Source organism: Leptospira yanagawae serovar Saopaulo str. Sao Paulo = ATCC 700523, assembly GCF_000332475.2.
GTDB classification, from domain to species: domain Bacteria; phylum Spirochaetota; class Leptospiria; order Leptospirales; family Leptospiraceae; genus Leptospira_A; species Leptospira_A yanagawae.
In genome coordinates this window covers 66148-88773 of record NZ_AOGX02000008.1, presented here as the reverse complement: position 1 = coordinate 88773, position 22626 = coordinate 66148, and the positions used below count along the sequence as shown (strand labels likewise).

The 22626-nt window shown below is 38.3% G+C and carries 25 protein-coding genes and 1 tRNA gene; 17 read left to right on the top strand and 9 right to left on the bottom strand.

What is annotated here, in order from left to right:
* Positions 1-55 precede the first annotated feature (55 nt).
* From purN to fsa, 5 genes are read left to right on the top strand one after another with little or no spacing between them, the layout of a single operon-like run.
* Positions 56-670, top strand: a complete 615-nt coding sequence (gene purN / locus LEP1GSC202_RS00875; RefSeq protein ID WP_015675727.1) for a phosphoribosylglycinamide formyltransferase — start codon at positions 56-58, stop codon at positions 668-670.
* A complete protein-coding gene (gene purH / locus LEP1GSC202_RS00870) occupies positions 667-2208 on the top strand; it encodes a bifunctional phosphoribosylaminoimidazolecarboxamide formyltransferase/IMP cyclohydrolase (RefSeq protein ID WP_015675955.1) in 1542 nt (513 codons plus the stop codon). Before purN ends, purH begins: the two co-directional genes overlap by 4 nt.
* Entirely contained in the window at positions 2208-2918 is a 711-nt protein-coding gene (locus tag LEP1GSC202_RS00865; protein WP_015675977.1) for a hypothetical protein, read from the top strand. Before purH ends, LEP1GSC202_RS00865 begins: the two co-directional genes overlap by 1 nt.
* A gap of 43 nt (positions 2919-2961) precedes the next feature.
* Positions 2962-3633: a hypothetical protein gene (locus tag LEP1GSC202_RS00860; protein ID WP_015675740.1), complete on the top strand. Its 672-nt coding sequence runs from the start codon at positions 2962-2964 to the stop codon at positions 3631-3633.
* 50 nt (positions 3634-3683) lie between these two features.
* The gene (gene fsa / locus LEP1GSC202_RS00855; protein WP_015675796.1) at positions 3684-4328 is read left to right on the top strand and encodes a fructose-6-phosphate aldolase; all 645 of its coding nucleotides are present in this window, start codon (positions 3684-3686) and stop codon (positions 4326-4328) included.
* A 1-nt stretch (position 4329) separates the two neighbouring features.
* Here fsa and LEP1GSC202_RS00850 read toward each other — a convergent pair whose 3' ends face one another.
* The 3 genes from LEP1GSC202_RS00850 to LEP1GSC202_RS00840 all read right to left on the bottom strand — a co-directional run bounded on the left by LEP1GSC202_RS00850 (position 4330) and on the right by LEP1GSC202_RS00840 (position 6669).
* Positions 4330-4731 carry an HPP family protein gene (locus LEP1GSC202_RS00850; protein ID WP_425256006.1) on the bottom strand — a complete coding sequence of 134 codons (402 nt, stop codon included), beginning with the start codon at positions 4729-4731 and terminating at the stop codon, positions 4330-4332.
* Positions 4732-4843: 112 nt separating this feature from the next.
* Positions 4844-5869, bottom strand: coding sequence for a DUF1574 domain-containing protein (locus tag LEP1GSC202_RS00845; RefSeq protein WP_015676029.1), 1026 nt, complete (start codon positions 5867-5869; stop codon positions 4844-4846).
* Positions 5870-5925: 56 nt separating this feature from the next.
* On the bottom strand, positions 5926-6669 hold the full coding sequence (locus LEP1GSC202_RS00840) for a pseudouridine synthase (RefSeq protein WP_015675878.1): 744 nt from the start codon (positions 6667-6669) through the stop codon (positions 5926-5928).
* A 49-nt stretch (positions 6670-6718) separates the two neighbouring features.
* Between LEP1GSC202_RS00840 and lipA the strand changes: the two genes are divergently transcribed.
* Together lipA and LEP1GSC202_RS00830 are read left to right on the top strand one after the other, a co-directional pair.
* Positions 6719-7639, top strand: coding sequence for a lipoyl synthase (gene lipA / locus LEP1GSC202_RS00835; protein WP_039927857.1), 921 nt, complete (start codon positions 6719-6721; stop codon positions 7637-7639).
* Positions 7640-7641: 2 nt separating this feature from the next.
* A complete protein-coding gene (locus LEP1GSC202_RS00830) occupies positions 7642-7938 on the top strand; it encodes a hypothetical protein (protein ID WP_015675728.1) in 297 nt (98 codons plus the stop codon).
* Between the two features lie 57 nt (positions 7939-7995).
* On the opposite strand, the gene LEP1GSC202_RS00825 is transcribed toward LEP1GSC202_RS00830, so the two are convergent.
* Positions 7996-9180, bottom strand: coding sequence for a lipoprotein LipL45 (locus LEP1GSC202_RS00825; RefSeq protein WP_015675830.1), 1185 nt, complete (start codon positions 9178-9180; stop codon positions 7996-7998).
* A gap of 258 nt (positions 9181-9438) precedes the next feature.
* Here LEP1GSC202_RS00825 and LEP1GSC202_RS00820 point away from each other — a divergent pair, with 258 nt between their 5' ends.
* A complete protein-coding gene (locus LEP1GSC202_RS00820; RefSeq protein ID WP_015675775.1) occupies positions 9439-10761 on the top strand; it encodes a radical SAM protein in 1323 nt (440 codons plus the stop codon).
* A 36-nt stretch (positions 10762-10797) separates the two neighbouring features.
* Complete coding sequence (locus tag LEP1GSC202_RS00815) at positions 10798-12873, top strand: PP2C family protein-serine/threonine phosphatase (RefSeq protein WP_039927785.1); 2076 nt, start codon at positions 10798-10800, stop codon at positions 12871-12873.
* A 49-nt stretch (positions 12874-12922) separates the two neighbouring features.
* Here LEP1GSC202_RS00815 and LEP1GSC202_RS00810 read toward each other — a convergent pair whose 3' ends face one another.
* From LEP1GSC202_RS00810 to LEP1GSC202_RS00805, 3 genes are read right to left on the bottom strand one after another with little or no spacing between them, the layout of a single operon-like run.
* Positions 12923-13351: a hypothetical protein gene (locus LEP1GSC202_RS00810; protein ID WP_015675945.1), complete on the bottom strand. Its 429-nt coding sequence runs from the start codon at positions 13349-13351 to the stop codon at positions 12923-12925.
* Between the two features lie 49 nt (positions 13352-13400).
* Positions 13401-13556: a hypothetical protein gene (locus LEP1GSC202_RS19990; protein WP_167321688.1), complete on the bottom strand. Its 156-nt coding sequence runs from the start codon at positions 13554-13556 to the stop codon at positions 13401-13403.
* Between the two features lie 56 nt (positions 13557-13612).
* Positions 13613-14806 carry an aminotransferase-like domain-containing protein gene (locus LEP1GSC202_RS00805; RefSeq protein ID WP_015675951.1) on the bottom strand — a complete coding sequence of 398 codons (1194 nt, stop codon included), beginning with the start codon at positions 14804-14806 and terminating at the stop codon, positions 13613-13615.
* A 66-nt stretch (positions 14807-14872) separates the two neighbouring features.
* On the opposite strand from LEP1GSC202_RS00805, the gene LEP1GSC202_RS00800 reads away from it, so the two are divergent.
* Positions 14873-16297, top strand: a complete 1425-nt coding sequence (locus tag LEP1GSC202_RS00800; protein WP_015675854.1) for an aminotransferase-like domain-containing protein — start codon at positions 14873-14875, stop codon at positions 16295-16297.
* A 35-nt stretch (positions 16298-16332) separates the two neighbouring features.
* A complete protein-coding gene (locus LEP1GSC202_RS00795; RefSeq protein ID WP_015675987.1) occupies positions 16333-16590 on the top strand; it encodes a hypothetical protein in 258 nt (85 codons plus the stop codon).
* A gap of 7 nt (positions 16591-16597) precedes the next feature.
* Here LEP1GSC202_RS00795 and LEP1GSC202_RS00790 read toward each other — a convergent pair.
* A tRNA-Phe gene (locus LEP1GSC202_RS00790) sits at positions 16598-16670 on the bottom strand.
* A 70-nt stretch (positions 16671-16740) separates the two neighbouring features.
* Between LEP1GSC202_RS00790 and LEP1GSC202_RS00785 the strand changes: the two genes are divergently transcribed.
* The 6 genes from LEP1GSC202_RS00785 to LEP1GSC202_RS00760 all read left to right on the top strand — a co-directional run bounded on the left by LEP1GSC202_RS00785 (position 16741) and on the right by LEP1GSC202_RS00760 (position 21856).
* Positions 16741-17673, top strand: coding sequence for an alpha/beta fold hydrolase (locus tag LEP1GSC202_RS00785; RefSeq protein ID WP_015675935.1), 933 nt, complete (start codon positions 16741-16743; stop codon positions 17671-17673).
* A gap of 64 nt (positions 17674-17737) precedes the next feature.
* Entirely contained in the window at positions 17738-18379 is a 642-nt protein-coding gene (gene coaE / locus LEP1GSC202_RS00780; protein WP_015675997.1) for a dephospho-CoA kinase, read from the top strand.
* Positions 18376-19176: an SPOR domain-containing protein gene (locus LEP1GSC202_RS00775; RefSeq protein ID WP_015675742.1), complete on the top strand. Its 801-nt coding sequence runs from the start codon at positions 18376-18378 to the stop codon at positions 19174-19176. The genes coaE and LEP1GSC202_RS00775 overlap by 4 nt, the downstream gene beginning before the upstream one ends.
* 100 nt (positions 19177-19276) lie before the next feature.
* A complete protein-coding gene (locus LEP1GSC202_RS00770; RefSeq protein ID WP_039927782.1) occupies positions 19277-19699 on the top strand; it encodes a DUF2452 domain-containing protein in 423 nt (140 codons plus the stop codon).
* The gene (locus tag LEP1GSC202_RS00765; protein ID WP_015675906.1) at positions 19696-20406 is read left to right on the top strand and encodes a VanW family protein; all 711 of its coding nucleotides are present in this window, start codon (positions 19696-19698) and stop codon (positions 20404-20406) included. The genes LEP1GSC202_RS00770 and LEP1GSC202_RS00765 overlap by 4 nt, the downstream gene beginning before the upstream one ends.
* Positions 20390-21856: a hypothetical protein gene (locus tag LEP1GSC202_RS00760; RefSeq protein ID WP_015675847.1), complete on the top strand. Its 1467-nt coding sequence runs from the start codon at positions 20390-20392 to the stop codon at positions 21854-21856. Before LEP1GSC202_RS00765 ends, LEP1GSC202_RS00760 begins: the two co-directional genes overlap by 17 nt.
* Here LEP1GSC202_RS00760 and LEP1GSC202_RS00755 read toward each other — a convergent pair.
* Positions 21831-22589: an SH3 domain-containing protein gene (locus LEP1GSC202_RS00755; RefSeq protein WP_015675981.1), complete on the bottom strand. Its 759-nt coding sequence runs from the start codon at positions 22587-22589 to the stop codon at positions 21831-21833. The two genes, LEP1GSC202_RS00760 and LEP1GSC202_RS00755, sit on opposite strands and share 26 nt — an antisense overlap.
* Positions 22590-22626: the final 37 nt, after the last annotated feature.

Sequence of the window (22626 nt, the reverse complement as noted above, 5' to 3'; positions counted from 1 at the left end):
TCGACCAAAAAGGATACTTGCTTAATGACCGATCCGAATATTCTTAGAATATCACATGGGAAAAACAAAACGTGTTGTTTTTTTGGCTTCTGGACGAGGGTCCAATTTTTCGGCCTCGGTGGAGTTTATCCGAAAAAAAAAGCTAAAATTGGACATTCTTGCCCTAGTATCAGACAATCCGGAAGCAAAGGCACTCCCCCTTGCCAAAAAATTCGGGATTTCCACCAAAGTGATCCCCTACAGCTCGTACACCACCAAACTGGATTACCATCGGGATTTACTGCACCAAGTTGAGGCATATGACCCGGATCTCATCGTGGCCTGTGGTTATATGAGAATTTTAAAACCCGATTTTGTACAAAGGTTTCCAAATCAAATCATCAATGTCCACCCTAGCCTGCTTCCTGCATTCCCAGGACTTGATTCCCAAAAACAAGCTTTGGATTATGGCGTTAAGGTTGCTGGTTGCACAGTCCATTTTGTATGGGAAGGTGTGGACACAGGGCCCATCATTTTACAAAAAGCGATTGCCATTCGACCTGAATGGACTGAAAAAGAATTATCCTTGGCAATCCTTAAGGAAGAACACAAAATCCTTCCTCTCGCTATACAACTGTTTTGTGAAGATAAATTAAAAATCAAAGAACGAAAGGTAGAAATCCTAAAATGATTCAAATCAAAAGAGCACTTGTTTCCGTTTCCGATAAAACGGGAATCACTGAAATCTGTTCCTTCCTAGCCAAACATGGTGTGGAGATTTTATCCACTGGTGGGACATATGATGCCCTCTCAAAAGCAGGCATCGCAGTGAAAAAAGTAGATGAGTTTACTGGTTTTCCAGAAATTTTACATGGCAGAGTGAAAACCCTCCATCCAAAAATTCATGGAGGTTTACTCGGTGATACAACAAACCCTGACCATGTCAAACAAATGGAAGCCAATGGAATTGTACCCATTACCCTTGTGATTGTGAACTTATATCCATTTGTCAAAACGGTGATGAAACCAGATGTAAGCCTTGAAGATGCAATTGAAAATATTGATATCGGTGGACCGTCAATGCTCCGTTCTGCGGCGAAAAACCATAAAAATGTTGTGGTCTTAACAGATCCAAAGGATTACGAATCCTTTCAAAATGAATTTACTGCCAACCAAGGAAAAATTTCAAGAGAAACTGCTTTTGGTTATGCGGCGAAAGTATTTTCAGAAACTGCAGCTTACGATTCTGCCATCTCTACCTACTTCAACAAACGTTTGGACATCAAATACCCAGACAAAATTACATTTGCCTTTAACAAAAAACAAAAACTTCGTTATGGTGAAAACCCACACCAAGATGCTGCCTTTTACGAACCTCAGTTTTTAAAGTCACAATTTGAAGCCTTACAAGGGAAAGAACTATCGTTCAATAATATGTTGGATTTTGATGCGGCATTCCATGTGGCAAGTTTACTTCCTAAAAATGCAGTTTCCATCGTGAAACATTTGAACCCATGTGGGATTGCGTTTGGTGATACTGTTTTAGAATCATTTGAACTCGCAAGAAAAACGGACCCGATTTCGGCATTTGGTGGAATCATTGGAATCCATGGCCGTGTGGAAAAAGATGCCGCAGAAGAGATCACAAAAAACTTTGTGGAGGGTGTGATCGCAGAAAGTTTTTCTAATGAAGCGATTGAAATTTTTTCTAAAAAACCAAACATCCGTTTGATTCCGATCGCAAAATTTGATGAAGCACTTGATGAACTTGATTTGCGTTCCCTCCACCATGGACTTCTCATCCAAAACAGAGACTATGATTTGATCACAAAAGACAAATTGAAAATAGTTTCAAAAAAACAACCAACTGCTGATGATTTGGAAGGTTTGATGTTTGCATGGAATTGTGTGAAATTCATCAAATCAAATGCCATCGTGTATACGGATCAAAATTCTACATTAGGAATCGGTGCAGGACAAATGTCTCGAGTGGATTCAGTAGAACTTGGGGCAATGAAAGCACAAAAAGTGGGGCTTTCCGTTGTAGGTTCCTATGTTGGTAGTGATGCGTTTTTCCCTTTCCGAGATGGAATTGATGCCATCGCAAAAGTGGGTGCAAAGGCAATCATCCAACCAGGAGGATCCATTCGTGATGAGGAAGTGATCCAGGCAGCGGATGAACATGGACTGATCATGGTCTTCACTGGGATGAGGCATTTTCGCCACTAATGGAATTGTTCCTTTTCCTATTCTTTTTAGTTTTTTTTGGATTGGTAGTAGCGGTTTTCACCTACTACATGAAAATATTATTTTTTTCTGCAAAATCCAATTACAGACGAGAAGAACTCACTGAAATTCGGGGGGATGTGTTACGCATCTTCCTGAATCTTTTAGAATCTAACGGAAACATTTTGTACGGCAGTTTGACTTTTTTGGGAACTGCCATTTTCGTTTGGGTTTGGTCTCTTTTAGGATCCGTTTTAGGAGAAAAAGGTCCTGGAATTTTTGAACATATCTTCCACCTCCCCATTTTCTTTTTGGCTTTGTTTTTTTCTTATCCCATCATCAAAGAAGCATACCAAGGAACATCCATTTTGGGCCTCACCAAACCAGCGTTATCGGGACTGGCACTAGGAAATCTTTCTAGTGGCGCTGTCCATTATGGATTGGACCGAGATTTATACTTTCTATTTTACCTACTTCTTTTCTTTTTACAGGCACCTGTTCTTGTTTTCCTTTGGAACCAAGAATCAATTTTGGGAGTGAGTTTTGAGCCTACCCCAAGTTATGAATCCAACACAGATTGGGAAAATGAAACTGAGGGGCAAGGTGAGGAAAGGTTCCCAATGGACCCAATTAATGAGGAAGACAACCCTTTTGCCGAGGAATCCGAGCCATATGGGCTAGGAGACGACCCCTTCTCCGACGAATTTAAGTAAGAAACAAGTTCTCTTTTTTTTGAGACTGGCCGATAACAACAGTATGAAGAAATATCTGCTTTTCCTCCTTTTTTGTTTTCCTGGGTATCTATTTTCGCAAACAGAAATGCCAAACACCTTGGATGGATTTGCCGAAGCTTCATGGGGGATGACATTTGAATCCATTCGCGAAAAATTCCTTTCGATGGCAACCAATCCCGATTCCAAAGAGAAAATTGAAATCTTAAATGAAAAAAAAGACGTGAGTTTACTCATCCGTCGCAATGGAATCCTCTATTTATACCGCTTTTATAAAACCCCAGAACTACTCAAAGAAGTTCGTCCCAAACGGGAAGGACAACCAGAAACCGACCCTACAATTGATGGGCAAACGGAGTTTCGTGAAAATGGAATTCTTTTTTCCGTGGGAGTGACTTTCAATTTGGTTCCCTCGGACAAAATCAAACAAAAACTCGAATCTAAATATGGAAAACCAAGAAAGGAATCCATCGGCGATGATAAGGTCTCAGGTGCTGCAATTTGGGAACTTGTGGAACGTAGGGAGAATCCTCCCCGTGGTGGATTTGCAGTTGTTTGGAGAGAAGGTTATAAAAAACTTCCTTACACCCGCCGCATTGATTATTTTTCAGCCAATATCCGCGAGATCATTGCAAAAGATTACGTGGATTTCTTCAGCGTTCAAGAAACAAAAACCTTGCGGGATTTAATCCCGTAGTTAGCCTGTCTCGTGAGGCTTGGATTCTAAAACCAAGCAGACGAGGCAAAATGAATTTATTTTTAGACACAGCCAATATCGACGAAATTAAAAAGGTCCATGAGTTAGGCTTACTTGACGGTATCACCACTAACCCGTCCATCATCGCAAAATCAGGTCGCAAGTTCACAGAGGTCATCAAAGAAATCTGTAGTTTCGTAAAAGGCCCTGTGAGTGCGGAAGTCCTTGCAACTGACGCTCCTACCATGATCAAAGAAGGATTGGAGTTATCCAAAATCGCTGAAAACGTTGTCGTCAAAGTTCCACTCATTCCAGAAGGAATCAAAGCGGTAAATGCCTTTGCCGAAAAAGGCATCCAAACAAACGTTACACTTTGTTTTACTGCAAACCAAGCCCTACTCGCTGCAAAAGCTGGTGCTAGTTTCATTTCTCCATTTGTGGGAAGATTGGATGATGTTGGTTATGATGGTCTCGATCTTATTTCAGAAATCAGAGAAATTTATGATAACTATGGTATTGAAACTCAAATCCTTGCGGCTTCTGTTCGCCACCCAATCCACTTCAAAGAAGTTGCATTACGTGGTGCGGATTGTGTAACATTACCATATTCAGTTTTTGAAATGTTATTCAAACACCCACTCACTGACAGTGGTCTTGCAAAATTTGTAGAAGATTCCAAAAAACTTAATTGGTAATTTAAAACCAAGCCACCGGATACTTCCGGTGGTGCACTAGGTTGTTCACAACCAGTGCGTTCAAAAGTAATAAAATCACTCCCACCATCACAGGAAAAAAAATAAACTCCACTCCCACTCCTCCAATCACACCAATAAGAGCTGTTGCGCCACCTGGTGGGTGTAAGGTATGTGTGAGATACATCACAAAAATCGATAGACCTACAGAAAGCCCTAACGTGAAAAAATTAGTTCCAATGGTTTGCACAAGGATAACGGCAATCGTTGCAGACAAAAGGTGCCCACCAATTAAATTTCGGGGTTGTGACAAAGGTGCGTCTGGCACCGCAAAAAGAAGGACTGCAGTGGCACCAAAAGATCCGATGAGTAGGCTATGTCCTGATAGATTGGTGATGAGTAAAATAGACCAAATGGCGATCGTACTACTGACAAAACTCCAAATGGCAAATCGAAAGGAAAGTTTGTTCCGTTTTGCTCGAAGTGGAGCCTTTATTTTATAAGGAATGTTTTTGAATCTATTTTTCAGCGTAATTTAACCAAATTTCTTTCATTTGATCCACAAAACAAAATGCAGATTGGTGAGACGCATCATTGAATAAATCACAAGTGCCTGGAACATTCCAATTCAAAGTGGAAGCACCGTATGATTCTGCGAGTTTTTCAATGGGTTCCCACCAAACTTCTTTTACATGAAACTTTTCATAATATGAATAATATTCAGGAAAAACCTTTGGCCAGATGACAAGGGTTTTGATTTTTTTCTCTTTCGTTATGTTTAAGATTTTTTCTAGATAAGGAAATTGGGACGAACCAACTTCAAAGGAACGCATGTACAAATTGCCTATCCGAACTGTATCGTTTTTAATTTTTTCGATTGGATTGGATTGAACTCCATACATAAGGTATTCACCTTTTGAGTAATTGATGAGTTGGAATTCTTTATTATGTGTCGATTTGTATTCCTTTAATTTGCCTTGTTTCAGACGAGACGTAAAAAGAGACAAATTGAATTCCACACTTCGAATCGCAAAAACATGATCCAATAGATAATACCACTTCTCTTTGAGTGGAATGTCGTTCCAAACCAAATTGATACATTCTTTGTTGCAACCCATTCGGAGGAAGGGCGATAAGATAAATCCTTTGGAATCATCAAAAGCCTCTGGGCTTAGTGATAAAATAATAAAATCAGGAGTAATCCCTTTTTCCAATATTTCTTGGAACTGTATGAAGGAATTCATCGGAATTCCTTGTGGACTACTAAAATTATATAATGTCCAATCTTTCCTTTGTGGTTCTGGGATCCCTATTTCTGCAAAAGGATAAGAACGAGAATCTCCAAATACAAGGGCTAATTTTTTTTCCTTTACATTCGGGTCCAAAACAAGGCGGTTTTGTAACACCTTTCTTTGGAAATAAAATACGGAATTCCCTGCTTGCAAAAATTCATCATGGAAAACTGGTAATAAAAATATTTTATCTACCAAAAAGATAAATAAAAAGAGAACCAAAGGATAAAATAAAAATGGTTTTGATTTCAAAAAAACAAATCCTCTAACCTCACCATTTTATGAATCGAGTGGATTCTTCAACTCATTTAAGGAACGGAATTTCCAAGAACTTGTTCCTCAGTGACAACTTTGTATTTTCCTTCTTCCAAGTGGAAATTACGTAAGTCCAGTTTTCCGATCCGAATTCGGTACAAATCAAGAACTTCCAAATCTTTTGTTTTAAACATCCTTCTGATCTGGCGTTTTTTCCCTTCTTTTAGGACGATGCTTAAGTAACTTGTGAAACCGGCTTGTGTATTTTCAGGGATTACATTGGCAGGTTTTACTGACAAAGCACGAAGGGTTTCTCCCCCCTCTCTCACACCTAACATGAATTCTTCGGCTATTTTTTTCCAACTGACGGGGTGTTTCAAACTGATGATATATTCTTTATCAATTTTATGTTTGGGATGTGTGACCTTTTGGATGAAATTACCATCAATGGAAAGCAGAATGAGTCCCCTCGAATCCAAGTCAAGTCGACCCGCATAATTGTATTTCTGAAAGGATTCAGGCAATAAGGTGAAGATTGTATTTTCGTGGTGTTTGTCTTCGTGTGATGTGAGGAAACCTGGAGGTTTATTGAAGGCGATGATCTTTGGCCGATTGGCAGCACCTTCGAGTTTTGTCACGGGTTTACCGTCAAACAGGATGCTATCATCATCTTCTACTTGAAACGACAAATCTGTGATGGTACTCCCGTTGATTTTGACCCTTCCTGAAAGGACCAATTCTTCCACTTTTCGTCGGGAACCTAAACCTAATTTGGCAAGAAATGCATTGATCCTCATGTTTTTCCATTTTACAAAGAGGCCTCATTTCAAAAAGTCTAAAGAAGGTATGAATCCATTAAAAAAGAAACCTCGCTCCAAACAAATGAACCCCACCCAGCCATTACCAGACTGGATGAAGGTACGAGTGAGTTTTCCCAAGGATTCTGACCCTCTTTCAGTGGTCCGAGCTGAGGTGGAAACGAGGGAACTTCACACCGTTTGTGAATCTGCGAGTTGCCCCAACCTCAATCATTGTTGGAACCGAAAAACAGCGACCTATATGCTTGCCGGTGATATTTGCACCAGACGTTGCCAGTACTGTGATGTTGCCTTCGGTAAACCTAAATCCCTAGATCCCTTAGAACCGGAAAAAGTGGCAAGGTCCGTGGAGGCCTTAGGACTGAAACATGTGGTTCTGACAGCCGTCAATCGAGATGATCTAAAAGATGGTGGTGCCAAACATTTTGCAGAGACCATTCATAAAATCAAAACCTACTCACCAAACTGTACCATTGAAGTTTTGATCCCGGACTTTAAAGCAAAGGAAGAATCCTTACAAATTCTCTATGCGGCAAGACCTCATATCATCAATCATAATATTGAAACAGTAGAACGTCTATTTCCAACGATTACTCCTCAAAAAAACTACCGACGATCCCTCGAAGTTTTGGCTCATATCGCAAAACATGGATTTGTTACAAAAAGTGGACTGATCTTAGGGCTTGGAGAAACAGAACTCGATATCAAAACCTGTTTAGAAGATTTATACGCGAATGGTGTCCGGATGTTAACCATTGGGCAATACTTACAACCTGGTCCCACCCATTACCCAGTTCAGTCCTTTGTCCCACCTGAAGCATTCGATTTTTGGAAAGAAAGGGCTTACCAAATTGGATTCAAAACGGTAGCCTCTGGACCTCTCGTTCGGTCTTCGTACCATGCAGACGAATATTTTGAAACCAAATTGGAAAATCTACCGACAGAGTAGATATGACCGATGAGGAATTAGAGGAGTTTCAGAAAGGACTAACCAAAACCTTTTTTTTATCCATCCTACAGGACTTGGGTGAAATCGAAGATACCATCTCTGATTATGAAGTAAAAGCTCTGATCCAAAAGGCACTCACACACCATCCGGAACTACAAGTGGAATGGGGGGAGATGGACAGGTTTGGGCAAAACACGCTCCTTGTCAGATACCAAAACAATTTACTCCTCATCGAAGTGAGCCCGCTTATCAATGCCATTAGGGTACTGTGGAACGAATACAAAAATCAAAGTACATAAAAAAAGCCCGAAGGGAAATCCCTCCAGGCTTCTTTTCTACTTAAGGGTGTGGTTATTTTAGAATTTGGATTTTTGTTGGAGGTCGTAAATGACTTCTTCCACTTTATCCATATCAATTTTTTTAACACCATTTTCAGTGTGAACAATCAGTTGTCCGTTTTCTTGGTTGATGATTGCTCCAATGATCACAGTTTTCCCATCAGTTAATACGATTTTTTCAATTCTTTCGTAGTAGTTGATGATGTCTTTTTTCGATTTGAATTCTTTTGGTTGGCTAGCTAAAGTTTCTTCGAATTTTTTCTTTTCTTCTTCTTGTCGCTTCGCAACGTCTTTTTCAATCGATTGTCTCTTAGCATCAATCTCTTGTTTTTTCAAGTCATCAAGTTTATCAGTTTGCGCTGATTCACTGAGTTTCACAATTTCTTGTGCTGTTTGTTTATCAACAGTTACGATGGTTTTGATTTCTTGTTCTTCGTTTTTGGTAAGTTTCGCATTTTCTACTACGAGTTTTTCTTTCTCAGCAGTTTTGAATGCTTTTGACAAATCCAAAGATTGGATGTCTGCCGACTTTGCAAGTTCTGCAGATTTTGCAGATTGAGTAGAAGCTTGGTCTTTTTCTAAGATCACTTCCGCTTTTGCAATGGAGTCTTGTAATTTTTTTAGGTCAGCATTTTTAGAAATTTCTTCTTCCGAAAGTTTTTCCAAAGCAGGAACTCGTGGAGCAAATGCAACCGCACCTTCCACCACTTTTACTTTCGCAGGTTTTCCATCAGCTGATTCGACGATGAAAGAAGTTCCACGCACACCCGCAATCGCAGTTGGTGTTACAACAGTGAAGTTGTCTTCTTTCTTCGCTTTGTTTACTTTCGCAAAAACTTTTCCGGAAACAAGAGCAATTTGAGTGTCTGTTGTTCCAGCGTTGTCTTGTGATAGTTTCGCAAAGTCAATCGCGGACTTTGGAGAGATACGAATGCTCGAGCCATCTGCAAATTGGATGTCTACTTTTCCATTGTCGCCTGTGACTACGTTATCCCCTGTTTTCAAAAGAGCACCAAGTTGTGCTTTTTCTTCTGTTTGGTCTGCGTGTTGGATTTTGGAATCTCCTACCGCAAATACGACAACCGCAGATAAGTCTGCTGGTTTTTTAGGTGCTTCCGTTACTTCTGCCTCTGGCTTCTTACAAACTGTAAGACCAGTGAAAAGAATCGTTAGACCTACGATGGTTAGTTTCGATGCTTTCATATCTTCCTGTCCCTTAGTGAAATACTAATTTCCTTACTCTCTAATCAACAAACCAGGAGATCTAAAATTCCCAGTTTTTTTCTATTTTTTTCTAGATTGAAAAAAATTTCATTAGTTCGGAAAAAAAATAATTTGGTTGGGGGATTTGTAAACGAATATTCAGGTTTTTCGTAGGAAACCTACGATTTTCGGGTCTTTTTCGCAGTTTTTTCGGGAAAATCGCTTTGTCTAAGATATAGGAAGAAAAAAACTCCCATTATGGCTGAAACCTCTACAATGAACCAAAGACCTGCCTCCTCCCTTTCCTTATTGGAAGAAATGGAAAGAAATTACAAAGACCTTCCCATGGAAGCGATTGTCAAACAGGACATTTTAAGGCAGGGCATTCATTTTTTCCCAGAGGCCTTCCGAGTCAAAGACCCTTATAAATCCAAAGACTATTTTATCTTTTCCTTCGACCATATCCCACTTGCGGACTTAAAGGATGGAGCTGATACCAAGGCCCCCGAAGAAATTAAGATCAGTGGTGGACATTTTGGCCTTTTAAAAACTGTGATCTCCACTCGGAACAATCCAAATTCACCGTACAAAATGAAACTGAAAGAAGGAAAACCAACTCTCTATTTAGAGGAAACCGAAATTGGCACAGCCGAATACCCTCCCATTCCATCTTGGTACAGCCACAAAACCAAATCGGGAAAACTTCCTGGAGAAATTGCGCCTGTCATTGAATGGGGCTATTTATTGTACCTCACCGTTTTTCGTAACTGCCAGTACTTTGGTAAAGATGAAGAATGTGCCTACTGCGATATCAACCACAACTACCGCCAACAAAAAGGAGCAGGCCGTCCTTACACGGGAGTGAAGGATGTAGAAGATATACTCGAAGTTTTATCTTGGGTGGATGCAGAAGACCAAATTGCAAAAGTGTATACCATCACTGGTGGCTCTGTTCTCACCAACCTAAAGAAAAAATCGGAAGTGGACTTTTATCTGCAATACCCAGAAGCAATTGAAGCAAGATTTCCAAAACGTTGGATGGGGAAACTAGTAGCACAAGCCTTTGAAAAAGAAGACTGCCAAAAATTCAAAGATGCTGGGATTCAAATTTATCATCCCAATTATGAAGTATGGGACAAAGACTTGTTTGAAAAAATTTGCCCTGGTAAAGCCAGTTGGATTGGGTATGAAAATTGGATCCGACGTGTGGTCGATTCAGCAGAAGTGTTTGGTCCAGAAAACGTAATTCCAAACTTTGTAGGTGGAGTCGAACTCTCCGAGCCTTGGGGATTTAAAACGGTAAAAGAAGCCATCAATTCCACAAAACAAGGATTAGATTTTTTTATGTCCAAAGGGATTGTGCCTCGTTTTACAGCATGGTGCCCTGAACCGTACACCACACTTGGCCAACAAGCGGGCCCACCACTTGTTTATTTTTGTGAATTATTACGAGCATGGAAAGAAACCTTTGAATCCTATGGATTGCCTACCCCTCCCGGGTATGGAGAACCTGGTCCTGGTAAGGCTGTGTTTTCCGTTTCAGCCTTTATGGATGTCATAGGATATTCTGGGCGAAATTAGTTCTTTCCCATAAATAGAATCCTCTAAACTCTACCCATGCGAAAATTCTCATTCATTGTGGCAGCTGCCACAAGTTTCTTTGTTTTTACCAATTGCCTAAATCCTGATTTAGGGGATAGCTTTCGTTTCCGGCAAGGGGTATTGGATTTACGTGAAATCAATTTTAAAGAAACAACGGCCATTGATTTACAAGGTGAGTGGGAGTTGTACTTTGATGAATTCCATTACCCACCTTTCCACGGGAAAAAGGAACTGACTGGTTACCTCGCAATCCCGAATTCTTGGCAAGGCGAAGAATATGGTGGGATCGAATTACCCAGGACAGGAAAGGCCACCTTACGTGGGTTCATCCATCTCAATGAACAAACCGTTGGACAAGAGTTAAGGATTTACATTCCGGATGTAGCTTCTTCTTACCGTTTTTTTGCCAACGGTGTGCTCATCGGTGGACAAGGAAAACCAGGCATCAACCATTTTGATGATACACCTCGCATCAAATCAAAATACTACACTCTTATCCCCGATAATGAGGTTGTCGAATTAGTTTTCCATATTGCCAATTATGAAAACAATTTTGGTGGGTTTTGGGGCCAACCCATTCTTGGAAATAAATACATTATGGACCGCGAGAAGATGCTCGCCAATGGGAGAGAATTATTTTTACTTGGTGCCCTTTCCCTTATTGGATTGTATCACTTCGGATTGTATTTTTACAAACGAAAAGAAACTTCTATTTTTTACTTTGCCATCTTTTGTGTGTTACTCGGAATCCGTTTGGCGTTTACTGGGGAAAGGTATATTCTGGAACTTTTTCCCAGATTCCACTGGCCAACTGCCTTTCGGATTGAATTTGCTTCGTATTACTTTGCAGTTCCAACATTTTTACTTTTCATACATTCATTGTTTCCAGAAGAATCAAAGATCAAACATGTTAGGCGAGCTTTGGTTGCAAGTACGATCTTTGCTTTCACTTTGTTTCTTCCCATTTCTATATTTACGATTTTGTTGTATGGATTTCAGATTTTAGCATTTCTCATCATTGGATATGTCATCCATATCAATCTGAAAGCAGTCATTGCCAGTAGGCCTAATTCAAAATTGTTTTTGGTTGGTCTACTGATACTTGCCTTTTCAGTATCGTTTGATATCTTAAAACATAGTTTGAATAGCAGGGGCATTGGCCTTACACCTTATGCCCTACTCTGTTTTATTTTTATACAATCACTGATCTTATCGAGTAGGATTGCCAATGCTTTTGTGCGTGCGGAAGAACTTGCAGAAAGTTTAAAGATTAGCAATGAATCCTTACTAGCAGTTACAGAAAACTTAGAACAAATTGTATCGGAAAGGACATACCAATTAAATGCAACACTTGGCAGGATCAAAAAAGACCTACTCCTTGCCAAAAAGATCCAACAAAAGATCCTCCCCGAAGATGGGATCAAGTTTTCTCCTTTAAAAATCCATCTCTACTTCCAACCGCAAGAGGAAGTGGGTGGAGACTTTTATGATATCTTTGAATTAGATAATGGAATTGTTCGTTTTTTTATTGCAGATGCGACTGGCCATGGTATCCAAGCTGCTCTTTATACAATGGCCATTAAGTCCGAATACGAAGCCATCAAACGATTCATTACGAAAACAGATGACTTAATGAACCACTTAAACCAAAAAATACAAAACAAATTTTCTGGATTAAAAATTGTATTTTCTGGTTTTTTATTGGATATTGATACAAGGACAAAGACCGCATACTATTCGTCAGCTGGTCACCCAAACCAAATTTTCCAGTCCAAGGGATCTCAAATCATTTTAAACCGAACAGGAAATATCATTGGCCTGAGAAAAGACCAACCTTATACACAAAAACAATTTCCAATTGCCTTTGGGGATCGGTTTTTGTTGTTCACGGATGGAATGTTAGAACAAAAAAATGAGACAAGAGAAGAATTCGGTATGGATCGAATGCAAAAAATTGTTTCAGATTTTGAATCAAAAGAATCGGAACGAGTGCTTGCAGAGCTTGTGATCCAATTGTTTTTGTTCCAAGGAAAAGAAGAACAAGAAGATGACCAAACCGTGATTTTAATTGAATGGGAAAAGGAACCATAACCCAAATAGGTGTTATCGTTTTAAACCTTCTCCCTTCAGACAGTGTATTTTATTTTTTTAGGAACAATCGATCGACACCGTTTTTTTCAAATTCAGCATCATATTTTTCAGCTTCTTTTGCTACTTTTGTTTCGTATGCTTCAGGAGACATTGCTTCCAGTTCTTTTTCAGACATAGAGAGTTCTAAATCTCTTTGTGCAAGTTCTGTTGTGAGTTCTGTCCAAAACACATCATCATTATAAGGTTCGATATAAGATTCAAATACTTCCTGGAAGTATTCTTCTGCGACAGTGTACATTCCGTTTTCTTCGGAAATTGGATTATTTTCCATTCCATTGGAAAGTTTTTTTAAAAGTGATTGGAGAAAATTGTCTATGCTTGGATCAGATTCTTCATGGGGAGAATTGCTCACCCATTCGAATACGGTTAACGCATCCAAAAGTTGTTTTGTTTCTTGAGGAGTGAGATCTAAATTCATAATTACCTGCTTTCCTTCCATAGAAACACTCTATGCGAAGAGAAGCAAATCAAAGAATCACAGTAGACCTATTTTCCTTATAGTTTTGGTACATTTGTTCCACTAACATACGAAAACTTGGGTCTTCCTTAAGGATTTCCAATTTTTCTTCCAAACTGAGAACAGAAAACTTAGGATGTAAAGCTTTGGTGACAGCAGGCTTCATACCCAATAAGTAAACATACGATTAGTAATTGTCAAACAATTTTTACTAAACGCATGTTACGTAATTATGTCGCGATACACTGCATTGATACGCCTCACCCCTTCTTCCATCTCCGCTTCCTTTAAAAAACTATAATTCATTCTAAAAAATGCCTTAGGTGAAGGTTCCAAACGAAATTCATTTCCAGGAACCATCACAACTTTTTTTTCCAAAATCTTTTCCATCATCTTTTTCTCGGAAACATTTGGATACTCCACCCATAAAAATAACCCACCAAGTGGATCTTGAAATATCAATTCAGGTAAATATTCATTTAACAAATGAATCAAATAATTTTTTTGATGTAAGTAGTAGGATTGGATCAATCGTAGGTGTTTTTGTATGTCCAGATTCAAAAGAAGGTGATACAATACAATTTGCGAAAATTGATTCGAATTGAGATCATTGCCTTGTTTTATAGCAGTAAAGATTTTTTGATACGGTTTTGGAACGGTTACCCATCCCAATCGAAATCCTGGTGAGATCATTTTAGAAAAACTTCCCAAAACAAAGGTTAGGTCCCCGTTTCTTCGAAACGAGGCGATAGAGGGATACAAGTTTCCCATAAAATCTAAATGCCGATAGGCTTCGTCTTCTAAAAGAATTACCCCATGTTCATCCAACAGCAAAGCAACTTCTTTTCGTTTGGCGATTGACCAAGTGCATGTGGATGGATTTTGATAACTTGGATTGGCATAAAAACAATGGACCATTTTCTCAGATAAAATTTGTCCAAGCGCATTTAGATTTGGGCCATCGACTTCCATAGGGAGTGAAATAAAATTTGGTCGATAAGGTGAAAAAGCCTGCAATGCACCCAAATACACTGGGTTTTCTAGTAAAACATTGGTTTTTTGGTCCATCAAAAGTTTTCCAAGAATATCTAAACCTTGTTGGGAGCCACTTGTGATGCAGATTGACCCAACATCCAATCCTTCATCACATATAAAATGTTCCAGTATCATTTCTCGTAAGGCTTTGTATCCTGCCGATTCCCCATATTGAAATGCAACATCTCGCATCGAACGAATGGTTTTTTCAGTCGCATTTTCCAATAAATCAGAAGGGAGTAAACTTGGATTTGGAAGCCCCCCAGCAAAAGATAAAAATTCTGAATCAGAGACAGTGATTTTTAATATTTCACGGATGGCAGAAGAACGTATACCACTTGTCCTTTCTGCAAAAAATAGATTTGCAAAATTTGTTTCCATGTCAATAAATTACCAAATATTATCAAATCTGTCCATATACAGATGAATATATCTATAGGTATACAGATGGAAAAAACAAAATATCAGAAACTTGCATCAGATTTAAAAATGGAAATTCAATCGGGTTTTTACTCTGAAAATGAAAAAATACCATCACTCCGAGAAATCCAAACTTTAAAATCATGTAGTTTGACAACTGCAAAAGAAGCGTATCGAATTTTAGAAGAAGAAGGTTATATTTATGTATTAAATAAATCTGGTTATTATGTTCATAAAAACATAGGTTCAGTGATTCTTGGACCACAAAACGAATATTTTGAAACCGTTGAAGCTGACGACCGTATCCAACAAATCATGAATACTGTTATGGATCCAAAACTCATTTCGTTTGGAGCTGCCATTCCAGCAGATCGGTATTTACCGATTTCAGAATTAGTTTCCGCATACAAAAAAGCTCTCCTTTATAAAGATACGTTCAGTTATGGCGACTTACAAGGAAATCCGCAACTTAGAGAGTGGTTGGCTAAACGTTCATCTATGAATGGATACCGAGTGAGTGCCAAACAAATCCAAATGACAACAGGTTGTACGGAAGCAATCACCTACTCCTTGTTTGCTGTCACAGAGCCAAGTGATACAGTAATTGTGCCATCCCCTATTTATGTAGGTTTATTTCAAATTCTCGAAACTTTGAAATTGAAAGTAGTGGAAATTCCTTATCGAACAAAGGAAGGAATCCATATAAATGAATTTGAGAAACTCATCAAACGTCACAAACCGAAAGTTTTTTTATTTTCTGCTAATTTTAATAATCCTAATGGAGTTTTATTTCCTGAGGAAAACAAAATTGGATTATCAAATATCTGTTTTCAATATGGAATCCATCTCATCGAAGATGACATTTATGGAGATTTATATCATTCAGGTACTAGACCAAAACCACTTGTCAGTTATTTCTCACAAAGTATGGATGGACCAAAATCTTTTTTGTGTTCTTCGTTTTCGAAAACTCTATCACCTGGGCTTCGTTTGGGATGGGTAGTATCCAAAACAGGTATCCATTCAATTTCCAAAATTGCAAGAGCCTTTAAAATTTCAGAAAACCATCCAACACAACTTTCTGTTCTTGAATATTTAAAACGTCAATCCTACGAAAAACATCTGAAAAGTTTACGCATTGAGTATAAAAAACTATGTGATGACTATAACATCTTACTTACAGAAGAAAGCGACGGAAACCTTCATATCACAAAACCAGATGGTGGATTCGTACTCTGGATAGAATCAAAGTTAGATGGTGAAAAAATTTTAATGGAAGCAAAAAAATTAGGAATGGCCATTGCACCTGGTTCTTTATTTGGTTTATCGAAACATTGGAAATATTTTTTTCGAATGAATGTTTCCGTTGGACTTTCTCCCAAAATTAGAGAGAAACTGATTCTCTTTGCAAAACGATTCCAAAAAAATGGAAATTCAAAAAGAACTTTTTAGTTGCTATGAAAAGAATCCTTTAACACCGTTAGGATATGTCAGAAACCACTCGCAAGTTTTTGGAAACTTCCCAAATCATTCCTTCGAAAGGTATGTCCTATACCATGTATGAAATCGAAGGCCAGGATACAATTTTACGAATGCTCACCTTCATTCCCGATAATGACGAAATTCATATTTACCCGAAACCACCGGTCAAAAAACTTTATAAACCTGAACTTTGTAAAAAGGTAGAAGAGAACGAATTTTTAGGACTTTGGACGATGGGAGAGGAACGAAAGGCAGGAAAATAGGTAACCTTGGCCCCGGACAGAATCGAACTGCCGACACGAGGATTTTCAGTCCTCTGCTCTACCGACTGAGCTACAGGGCCTCGGTTACGACCAAAGTATTTTTTCATAGCCCTCTGTCAACGAACCTTTGAATTTTTTGTAAGGACCCCAATGAAATCAAATCTGTTACACAAACGATTCTTCTTATTCACAATTTTCTCCATTTTAGGATGTGCCTCCCAACTTCACAAAACAGGCATTAACCTCGAAAGGTACCGTTCTGATTTAGAAACGAAGTCCATTGTGGTTGAAGATTTAGAGTGGAAGTATACTGAAAAAATGGGAAACGGTGAAACACTTCTCGTCGTACATGGATTTGGTGGTGACAAAGATCATTGGACTAGATTTTCAAGGCATCTACCAAAAAACATCCGAGTGATTGCCCCAGACTTACCTGGTTTTGGAGAATCCAGTAAACCAGAAGGATTCGACTATACCCAAGAAGCCCAATCCATCCGTTTACAAAAATTTACAGAATCTTTGGGACTAAAGGAATTCCATCTTGCGGGGAATTCCATGGGAGGTGGAATTGCGGGGATCTTTGCAGCAAAATTTCCCAAACAAGTAAAGTCTCTTATCCTTTTTGACAATGCTGGGATCAAAAGCCCAGTCCCTAGCGAAATGCAAACCATCGTACTCTCGGGAAAAGAAAGTCCACTCCTAGTCAAAGACGAAGAAGATTTTGATCGTTTACTTCGTTTCACGTTTGTAAATCCACCTTACCTCCCTGGATTTTTAAAAACATACTTTGCTGAGAAATCTGTCGCCAATAGGAATTGGAATGCACAAATTTTAGATCAAATCAGAAAAGAAGGGTACTTTTTGGAATCCCAATTGTCGAAAATCCAGTCTCCTTGTCTTACCATTTGGGGCAAAGAAGACAAAGTGATCCATTATTCCGTGATGGAAGTTTTGCAAAAGAAACTAAAAACCAAATTAGAAACAGTTCTCTTAGAAAATATGGGCCATGCGCCCATGATCGAAGATCCGAAATTGTCCGCCAAACTGGTACAAGACTGGATATTAAATGGAACTGTGAAGTGAAGGAAAGATAAAAAAACTTTAGTCATTTTTTTCTAAAATGAGATAAAAAAATACTTGTACTTTCATGGGTTTTTTATGTTATAAACCCGTGGCACTCGCTCCTAACAAAACTCTGATTGGCATCACTGGTTCCATTGGATCAGGGAAATCCACTGCACTTTCCATCTTCGGAGAATTAGGTGCTGTGACGATTAGCTCTGATGCAATTGCTCGTACCTTCACAGAGCCAAATAGTCCCGTCAAAGGAGATTTAGTAAACCTTTTTGGGACAAAGATCCTTGCAAACGATGGAACCATCCTCCGTTCGAAGATCGCAGAAATTGCTTTTAGTGACGAAACAAAACTTAAGGCATTAAACGACCTCCTCCACCCTCTCGTGAGACAGGCATTCCTCTCATTTTTCGAATCACAAAACCCAAACAGCATCGTTGCTTGGGAAGTTCCTTTGTTATTTGAAACCGATGCCCATACCATTTGTGATTTCACAGTCACAATTTACCTTCCCAAAGAACAAAACTGGGAACGTGTCAAGGCAAGAGGAGGAATGGAATTGGCTGATTTCGAAAGAAGGACTGCAGCCCAAATGGATATAGAGAAAAAAAAGTTCCTCTCCGATTTTGTCGTAACGAACGATACTGATAGAGAAGGGTTAAAAGAACAAATCGTTATCATTTATAAGGAAATTCAAAAAAGGATTCAAATATGAAAGAAAGAGTATTTTACGTAATCAATTTAGACAAACAAAGGATTGGAGTTTTATCACTCTTTCTTTTTGCATTATTCTTTTCCATTTTCTTTTTGGGAGTTTCGGTTGGGAAAGGAAAGTCAGAGGAAACACAAAATCGTGTCAATCCAACCTTAGCTTCTCCCGAAACAGAAGGCAGACTCCCAAGTCCAACAGCTGATGTTGCAACCAAAACGGCAGAAGAAGTACCTGGCCAATCCAACCCAAGTGGATCCCAAGTTGCTTCTTCACTGGTCCAAGGGACAAAACCAAAGGATTCAATTTCTTCCCAAGAAATCCCAATGGCCGATATCGGTAACCATCCCTACTATAATGAAACTTCTACTGCCAAAGATGAAGAAGAAGAAAGAAAACAACAAGTTGTGGACTTAACAAAATCGAAAGAACATAGAACAACCTATGTTCCAAAAGAAGAAAAGTTAAAAAACATAACCAAAACACAAAGACAAGGGAAACAGAAAACCACTGCTCCTTCTATTTCAAAATCAGTACATACAACTGAAGGAAAACAATTTACGATCCAATTAGCCGCCTTTACCAATCGCAAATCTGCCGAAACATTTTTGTCGCAGTTGCAATCCGATAACCCAGGCAAATTAGGAACAAAGGCTTTCATTATGGTAAAAAATGGATTCTTTGTGGTCCAACTTGGTAAAACTAAAGACAAAGACTCTCTTCAAAAATTGTTATCAAAAACGGTAATGCCTAAAGAAATCAAAGCCAAAGCAATGATCATCCAATACCAACCATTGTCCTAAACATAAAAATCGTCTATCCTTGGCAACTTGGCTTTCCTTTCTGAAAGGAGAGCCTTTTTTCTTGTTTAACTTAGGAATTTCAGTTTGTTTAATGAGTAATATGGAAGAATCGGTTATCCCCCACCATAGCCTCACGTACGGTACAAGCCGTTTAGCGCCAGCAATCAGTTTAGTTGACAGAGCCAAAGAAATTGAATTGGCGGAAGAGTCTGTAAAACTCCATGTGCATGGAAAATTAGAAGTCATCGCAAAACAAATTCGTGCTTTAAAAGAAGAAGCAGAACTCATTTTACAACAAGCTGAAAAAGATATAGAACTCCACAAAGCCAAATGCCAATTCGAAAAAAAGGCAGGGCAAACCATCTATCTATATGCAAAGGATAGTGGTGAATATTTTTCACTCCTCTCACCAAAAGAATGGGGAGGCAATCCACCACATCCATTCAAAGGGGCTTATACGATGAATCCGGATCGAAGTTTTACGGAAATTCCATTTGAAATGAAGGATTCAAATTCCCATTGATTTCAAATTTGAAATTAAAATTGAAGTATATGATTCGTTTGGTCGCTGCGATCACAAGTGGTGCATACTTTCAATACGGTTTGGTGAAACAAACTCTTTTCAAAACCCAGGATACATGTAAAACCTCACTTTCCCTTCCTATTTTACCTTCTCCCTTAAAAACTGGCAAAATGCAAAATTTAAAGATTGCGATCGAAAAGATCAATGAACAAGTGTTACTCCCTGGAAAGATTTTTTCTTTTTGGACGGAAATAGGAAATCCAACAGTAAAAAAAGGTTATACGGAAGGGAGAGTGATCCGGAATGGTGTTGTGGCAAGTGAAATCGCCGGTGGGCTTTGCCAACTTTCGGGTATCATATATTATCTTTCATTGGAACTAGGATTAGAAATTTTAGAAAGGTTTCCTCACACACGTGATTTGTATACGGAGGAAACTCGTTTCACTCCACTTGGTACAGATGCATCCGTTGTTTTTCCTTCGAAAGACTTACGAATCCGAAACAATTTATCCTTCCCTTTACAATTTTCATTTGAGTTAACAGACGATATGCTCACATTTCAAATCCTAAGTCCAAAACCTTTGCAAAGGCACAAATTACATTTCCAAAAGGAAATAAAAAATGGATATTCGAAAGTATCCGTATACTTAGAATCGGACGTACATGGTGAGCTCAAACTTTGTTCTTCCGATGAATACCAATTCTAAAAAATCCATCACACTCATTTTATTTTTTATTTTTATCGTTGGTATACAACTCAGTGTTCAAATGAGCTCTCGATTTGCATTTGGAGCAGATGGGTATTATTATGCGGCGCAAGTAAATTCTTACATAACGAAAGGTAGGTTTTTTAGTCCAGATTCCTCACCCATTTTGTATGGACTCGTAGCCTTTTCTAAGTTTGGATCCGATATTGTACTCACAAATAAAATCTTTGTTTCTATCTTAGTGGGTTCCTTGTTTCTTGTGGCAACAAGGTTGGCATACCATTTGACCAATCAATTTGTTTTATCTATTTGTTTTGGTGTCCTTTTCGTTTCTTCTTCGTATATCCCACACTTTAGTTTTAATTTTATTAAAAATTTGGGAGGTTTATTCTTTTTTATATTATTTCTTACCGAATTGTTTACGTTTGATCCTTTGGATACAAAAAGGAAGTGGAAACAGTACCTCAGAATTTTTGTCTTCTTTGTTTTGGTTTTTTTTAGTCATAAAATCACGGCGGGAATCGCCATCTGCTTTTTGATTCCGTGGATTCTGAAACAAATCCATTGGAATCAATATTTGAGTTTTTTCTTAGCTTTTGGGACTCTAGTTACGATCATTGGTTTCAGTTTCTTATTTCCCAATACCTTACACTGGAATGATCTAAAAGTTGTGATCGGAGAAAATTTAGAATTTCAATTCCTATCTCCATTTTACCAATACTCCAAACTGTATCCAGAATTTCTAATAGAACAATTCTTATTTTTCCTTTCACCCATTTGTTATTTAATCAATCGAAACGATTTAAATCAAAAACAAAAAACTTTTTATGATCAGATGTTGGTTCTTTATATCTTTTTATCCCTTCCGATTTTTTCTTATACTGCTTTTAGTTTTCCCTTTCGCATTTTCCTATTAATTTTTATCCCAGGATGTTTCCTTTACCTTCCTTTTGTCTCTAAAATACAATCCCAATGGAAGTTAAGTTTCCTCTGTTTGTTGTTATTTCCATATCAAATTTATACAATGGTGCGGGGGAAAGAATTCAATAACCAAGACTACAAACTCTATTCCATAATCCTTCCCCTTTTCCAATTTCCAAAAAATACACTGATCATTGTCCACCAAGGTTTTGATTATTTTATTTGTTTCAACAAAGCTGGTGATGCATTTCACTTTTTACCAGAAGAGAAACATAAAGATAGACCAATTTATCGAATTGCATATGGAGTTTCCGCAACTGAATACAATTTGTATTTGCCGAAAGAAAGAAAAATCCAATATTTACCTGGTTTTTATTCTGTATTAGAAGAGAAAACATGGCAGGAATTTTTACAAAACCTGCCAGATGATTCGAAGGACCGAATCTTAGATTGGAGAAATCCGAATAAACACCGCACAGAGACGATGTTACGGAATGAAACATTTAAGGCGAAGAATAACTCGATTTAGTATACGCATAACTTGTCTTACACGCTTCTTCTAATTCCTGCTTTTTATCCATTAACAAAAGTTTGTCATTACAAACAAAGAAAAATAAATCCCTTTTTCCTTCGACAGGAAATGTGCTTAGAGAAGTCAGATGTTCGTCGGAATTTGAATATCCAAAATATGCACTGTAATAAGCAGTTCTTTCTTCATCTGTTTGTGGGTAGAGGATGAAAACTGAAGGACGTACCAAACGAACTTTTGTGTCGAGTACCAAATGATCGGAAAACACATCGTATTTTCCTTCTAATTTTTCTGTGATCCCTGTATACTGATCATAGGCACGGAAAACAAAACTTTCTCCATCAAAGCTAAACGTATTGCTACAGTCCAATCGTTCGGGTAATGTACAATACACAAAATCACCTTGTAAAGCTGCAATCATTGCATCCCTTGATTCTACTTTGTTAATGGATAAATAACCACCAAACACCCAACCTGTTACGGTTGGAGATTGTATGCGAAACCAATAATTAGAAATTCCATCGATTTCCATTTCTTTTTCGGATCGTTCTAAAACTTTGACCACATCTCCTAGTTTTACCTTTCCCACTTTTTCTCCATCAAGGTTTGGAGATTTTCGCGCGTTTAGCACAGTTGCTGAAATGTAAACAGATTGACCAACTTCGATGACAGGAGTTTTTTTACAGCCCAAGAAAAACAGAAAAACAAAAGAGATTAGGAATAATTGTTTCATGGAAGGAAGAATGTGAACTTTAAGAATTTTTGGCAAG

Excerpts from the sequence above, each read along its gene's own strand:
- purN (WP_015675727.1), top strand. The coding sequence starts at position 56 with ATGGGAAAAACAAAACGTGTTGTTTTTTTGGCTTCTGGACGAGGGTCC.
- purH (WP_015675955.1), top strand. The coding sequence starts at position 667 with ATGATTCAAATCAAAAGAGCACTTGTTTCCGTTTCCGATAAAACGGGA.
- LEP1GSC202_RS00865 (WP_015675977.1), top strand. The coding sequence starts at position 2,208 with ATGGAATTGTTCCTTTTCCTATTCTTTTTAGTTTTTTTTGGATTGGTA.
- LEP1GSC202_RS00860 (WP_015675740.1), top strand. The coding sequence starts at position 2,962 with ATGAAGAAATATCTGCTTTTCCTCCTTTTTTGTTTTCCTGGGTATCTA.
- fsa (WP_015675796.1), top strand. The coding sequence starts at position 3,684 with ATGAATTTATTTTTAGACACAGCCAATATCGACGAAATTAAAAAGGTC.
- LEP1GSC202_RS00840 (WP_015675878.1), bottom strand. The coding sequence starts at position 6,669 with ATGAGGATCAATGCATTTCTTGCCAAATTAGGTTTAGGTTCCCGACGA.
- lipA (WP_039927857.1), top strand. The coding sequence starts at position 6,719 with ATGAATCCATTAAAAAAGAAACCTCGCTCCAAACAAATGAACCCCACC.
- LEP1GSC202_RS00830 (WP_015675728.1), top strand. The coding sequence starts at position 7,642 with ATGACCGATGAGGAATTAGAGGAGTTTCAGAAAGGACTAACCAAAACC.
- LEP1GSC202_RS00825 (WP_015675830.1), bottom strand. The coding sequence starts at position 9,180 with ATGAAAGCATCGAAACTAACCATCGTAGGTCTAACGATTCTTTTCACT.
- LEP1GSC202_RS00820 (WP_015675775.1), top strand. The coding sequence starts at position 9,439 with ATGGCTGAAACCTCTACAATGAACCAAAGACCTGCCTCCTCCCTTTCC.
- LEP1GSC202_RS00815 (WP_039927785.1), top strand. The coding sequence starts at position 10,798 with ATGCGAAAATTCTCATTCATTGTGGCAGCTGCCACAAGTTTCTTTGTT.
- LEP1GSC202_RS00810 (WP_015675945.1), bottom strand. The coding sequence starts at position 13,351 with ATGAATTTAGATCTCACTCCTCAAGAAACAAAACAACTTTTGGATGCG.
- LEP1GSC202_RS19990 (WP_167321688.1), bottom strand. The coding sequence starts at position 13,556 with ATGAAGCCTGCTGTCACCAAAGCTTTACATCCTAAGTTTTCTGTTCTC.
- LEP1GSC202_RS00805 (WP_015675951.1), bottom strand. The coding sequence starts at position 14,806 with ATGGAAACAAATTTTGCAAATCTATTTTTTGCAGAAAGGACAAGTGGT.
- LEP1GSC202_RS00800 (WP_015675854.1), top strand. The coding sequence starts at position 14,873 with ATGGAAAAAACAAAATATCAGAAACTTGCATCAGATTTAAAAATGGAA.
- LEP1GSC202_RS00795 (WP_015675987.1), top strand. The coding sequence starts at position 16,333 with ATGTCAGAAACCACTCGCAAGTTTTTGGAAACTTCCCAAATCATTCCT.
- LEP1GSC202_RS00785 (WP_015675935.1), top strand. The coding sequence starts at position 16,741 with ATGAAATCAAATCTGTTACACAAACGATTCTTCTTATTCACAATTTTC.
- coaE (WP_015675997.1), top strand. The coding sequence starts at position 17,738 with ATGGGTTTTTTATGTTATAAACCCGTGGCACTCGCTCCTAACAAAACT.
- LEP1GSC202_RS00775 (WP_015675742.1), top strand. The coding sequence starts at position 18,376 with ATGAAAGAAAGAGTATTTTACGTAATCAATTTAGACAAACAAAGGATT.
- LEP1GSC202_RS00770 (WP_039927782.1), top strand. The coding sequence starts at position 19,277 with ATGGAAGAATCGGTTATCCCCCACCATAGCCTCACGTACGGTACAAGC.
- LEP1GSC202_RS00760 (WP_015675847.1), top strand. The coding sequence starts at position 20,390 with ATGAATACCAATTCTAAAAAATCCATCACACTCATTTTATTTTTTATT.
- LEP1GSC202_RS00755 (WP_015675981.1), bottom strand. The coding sequence starts at position 22,589 with ATGAAACAATTATTCCTAATCTCTTTTGTTTTTCTGTTTTTCTTGGGC.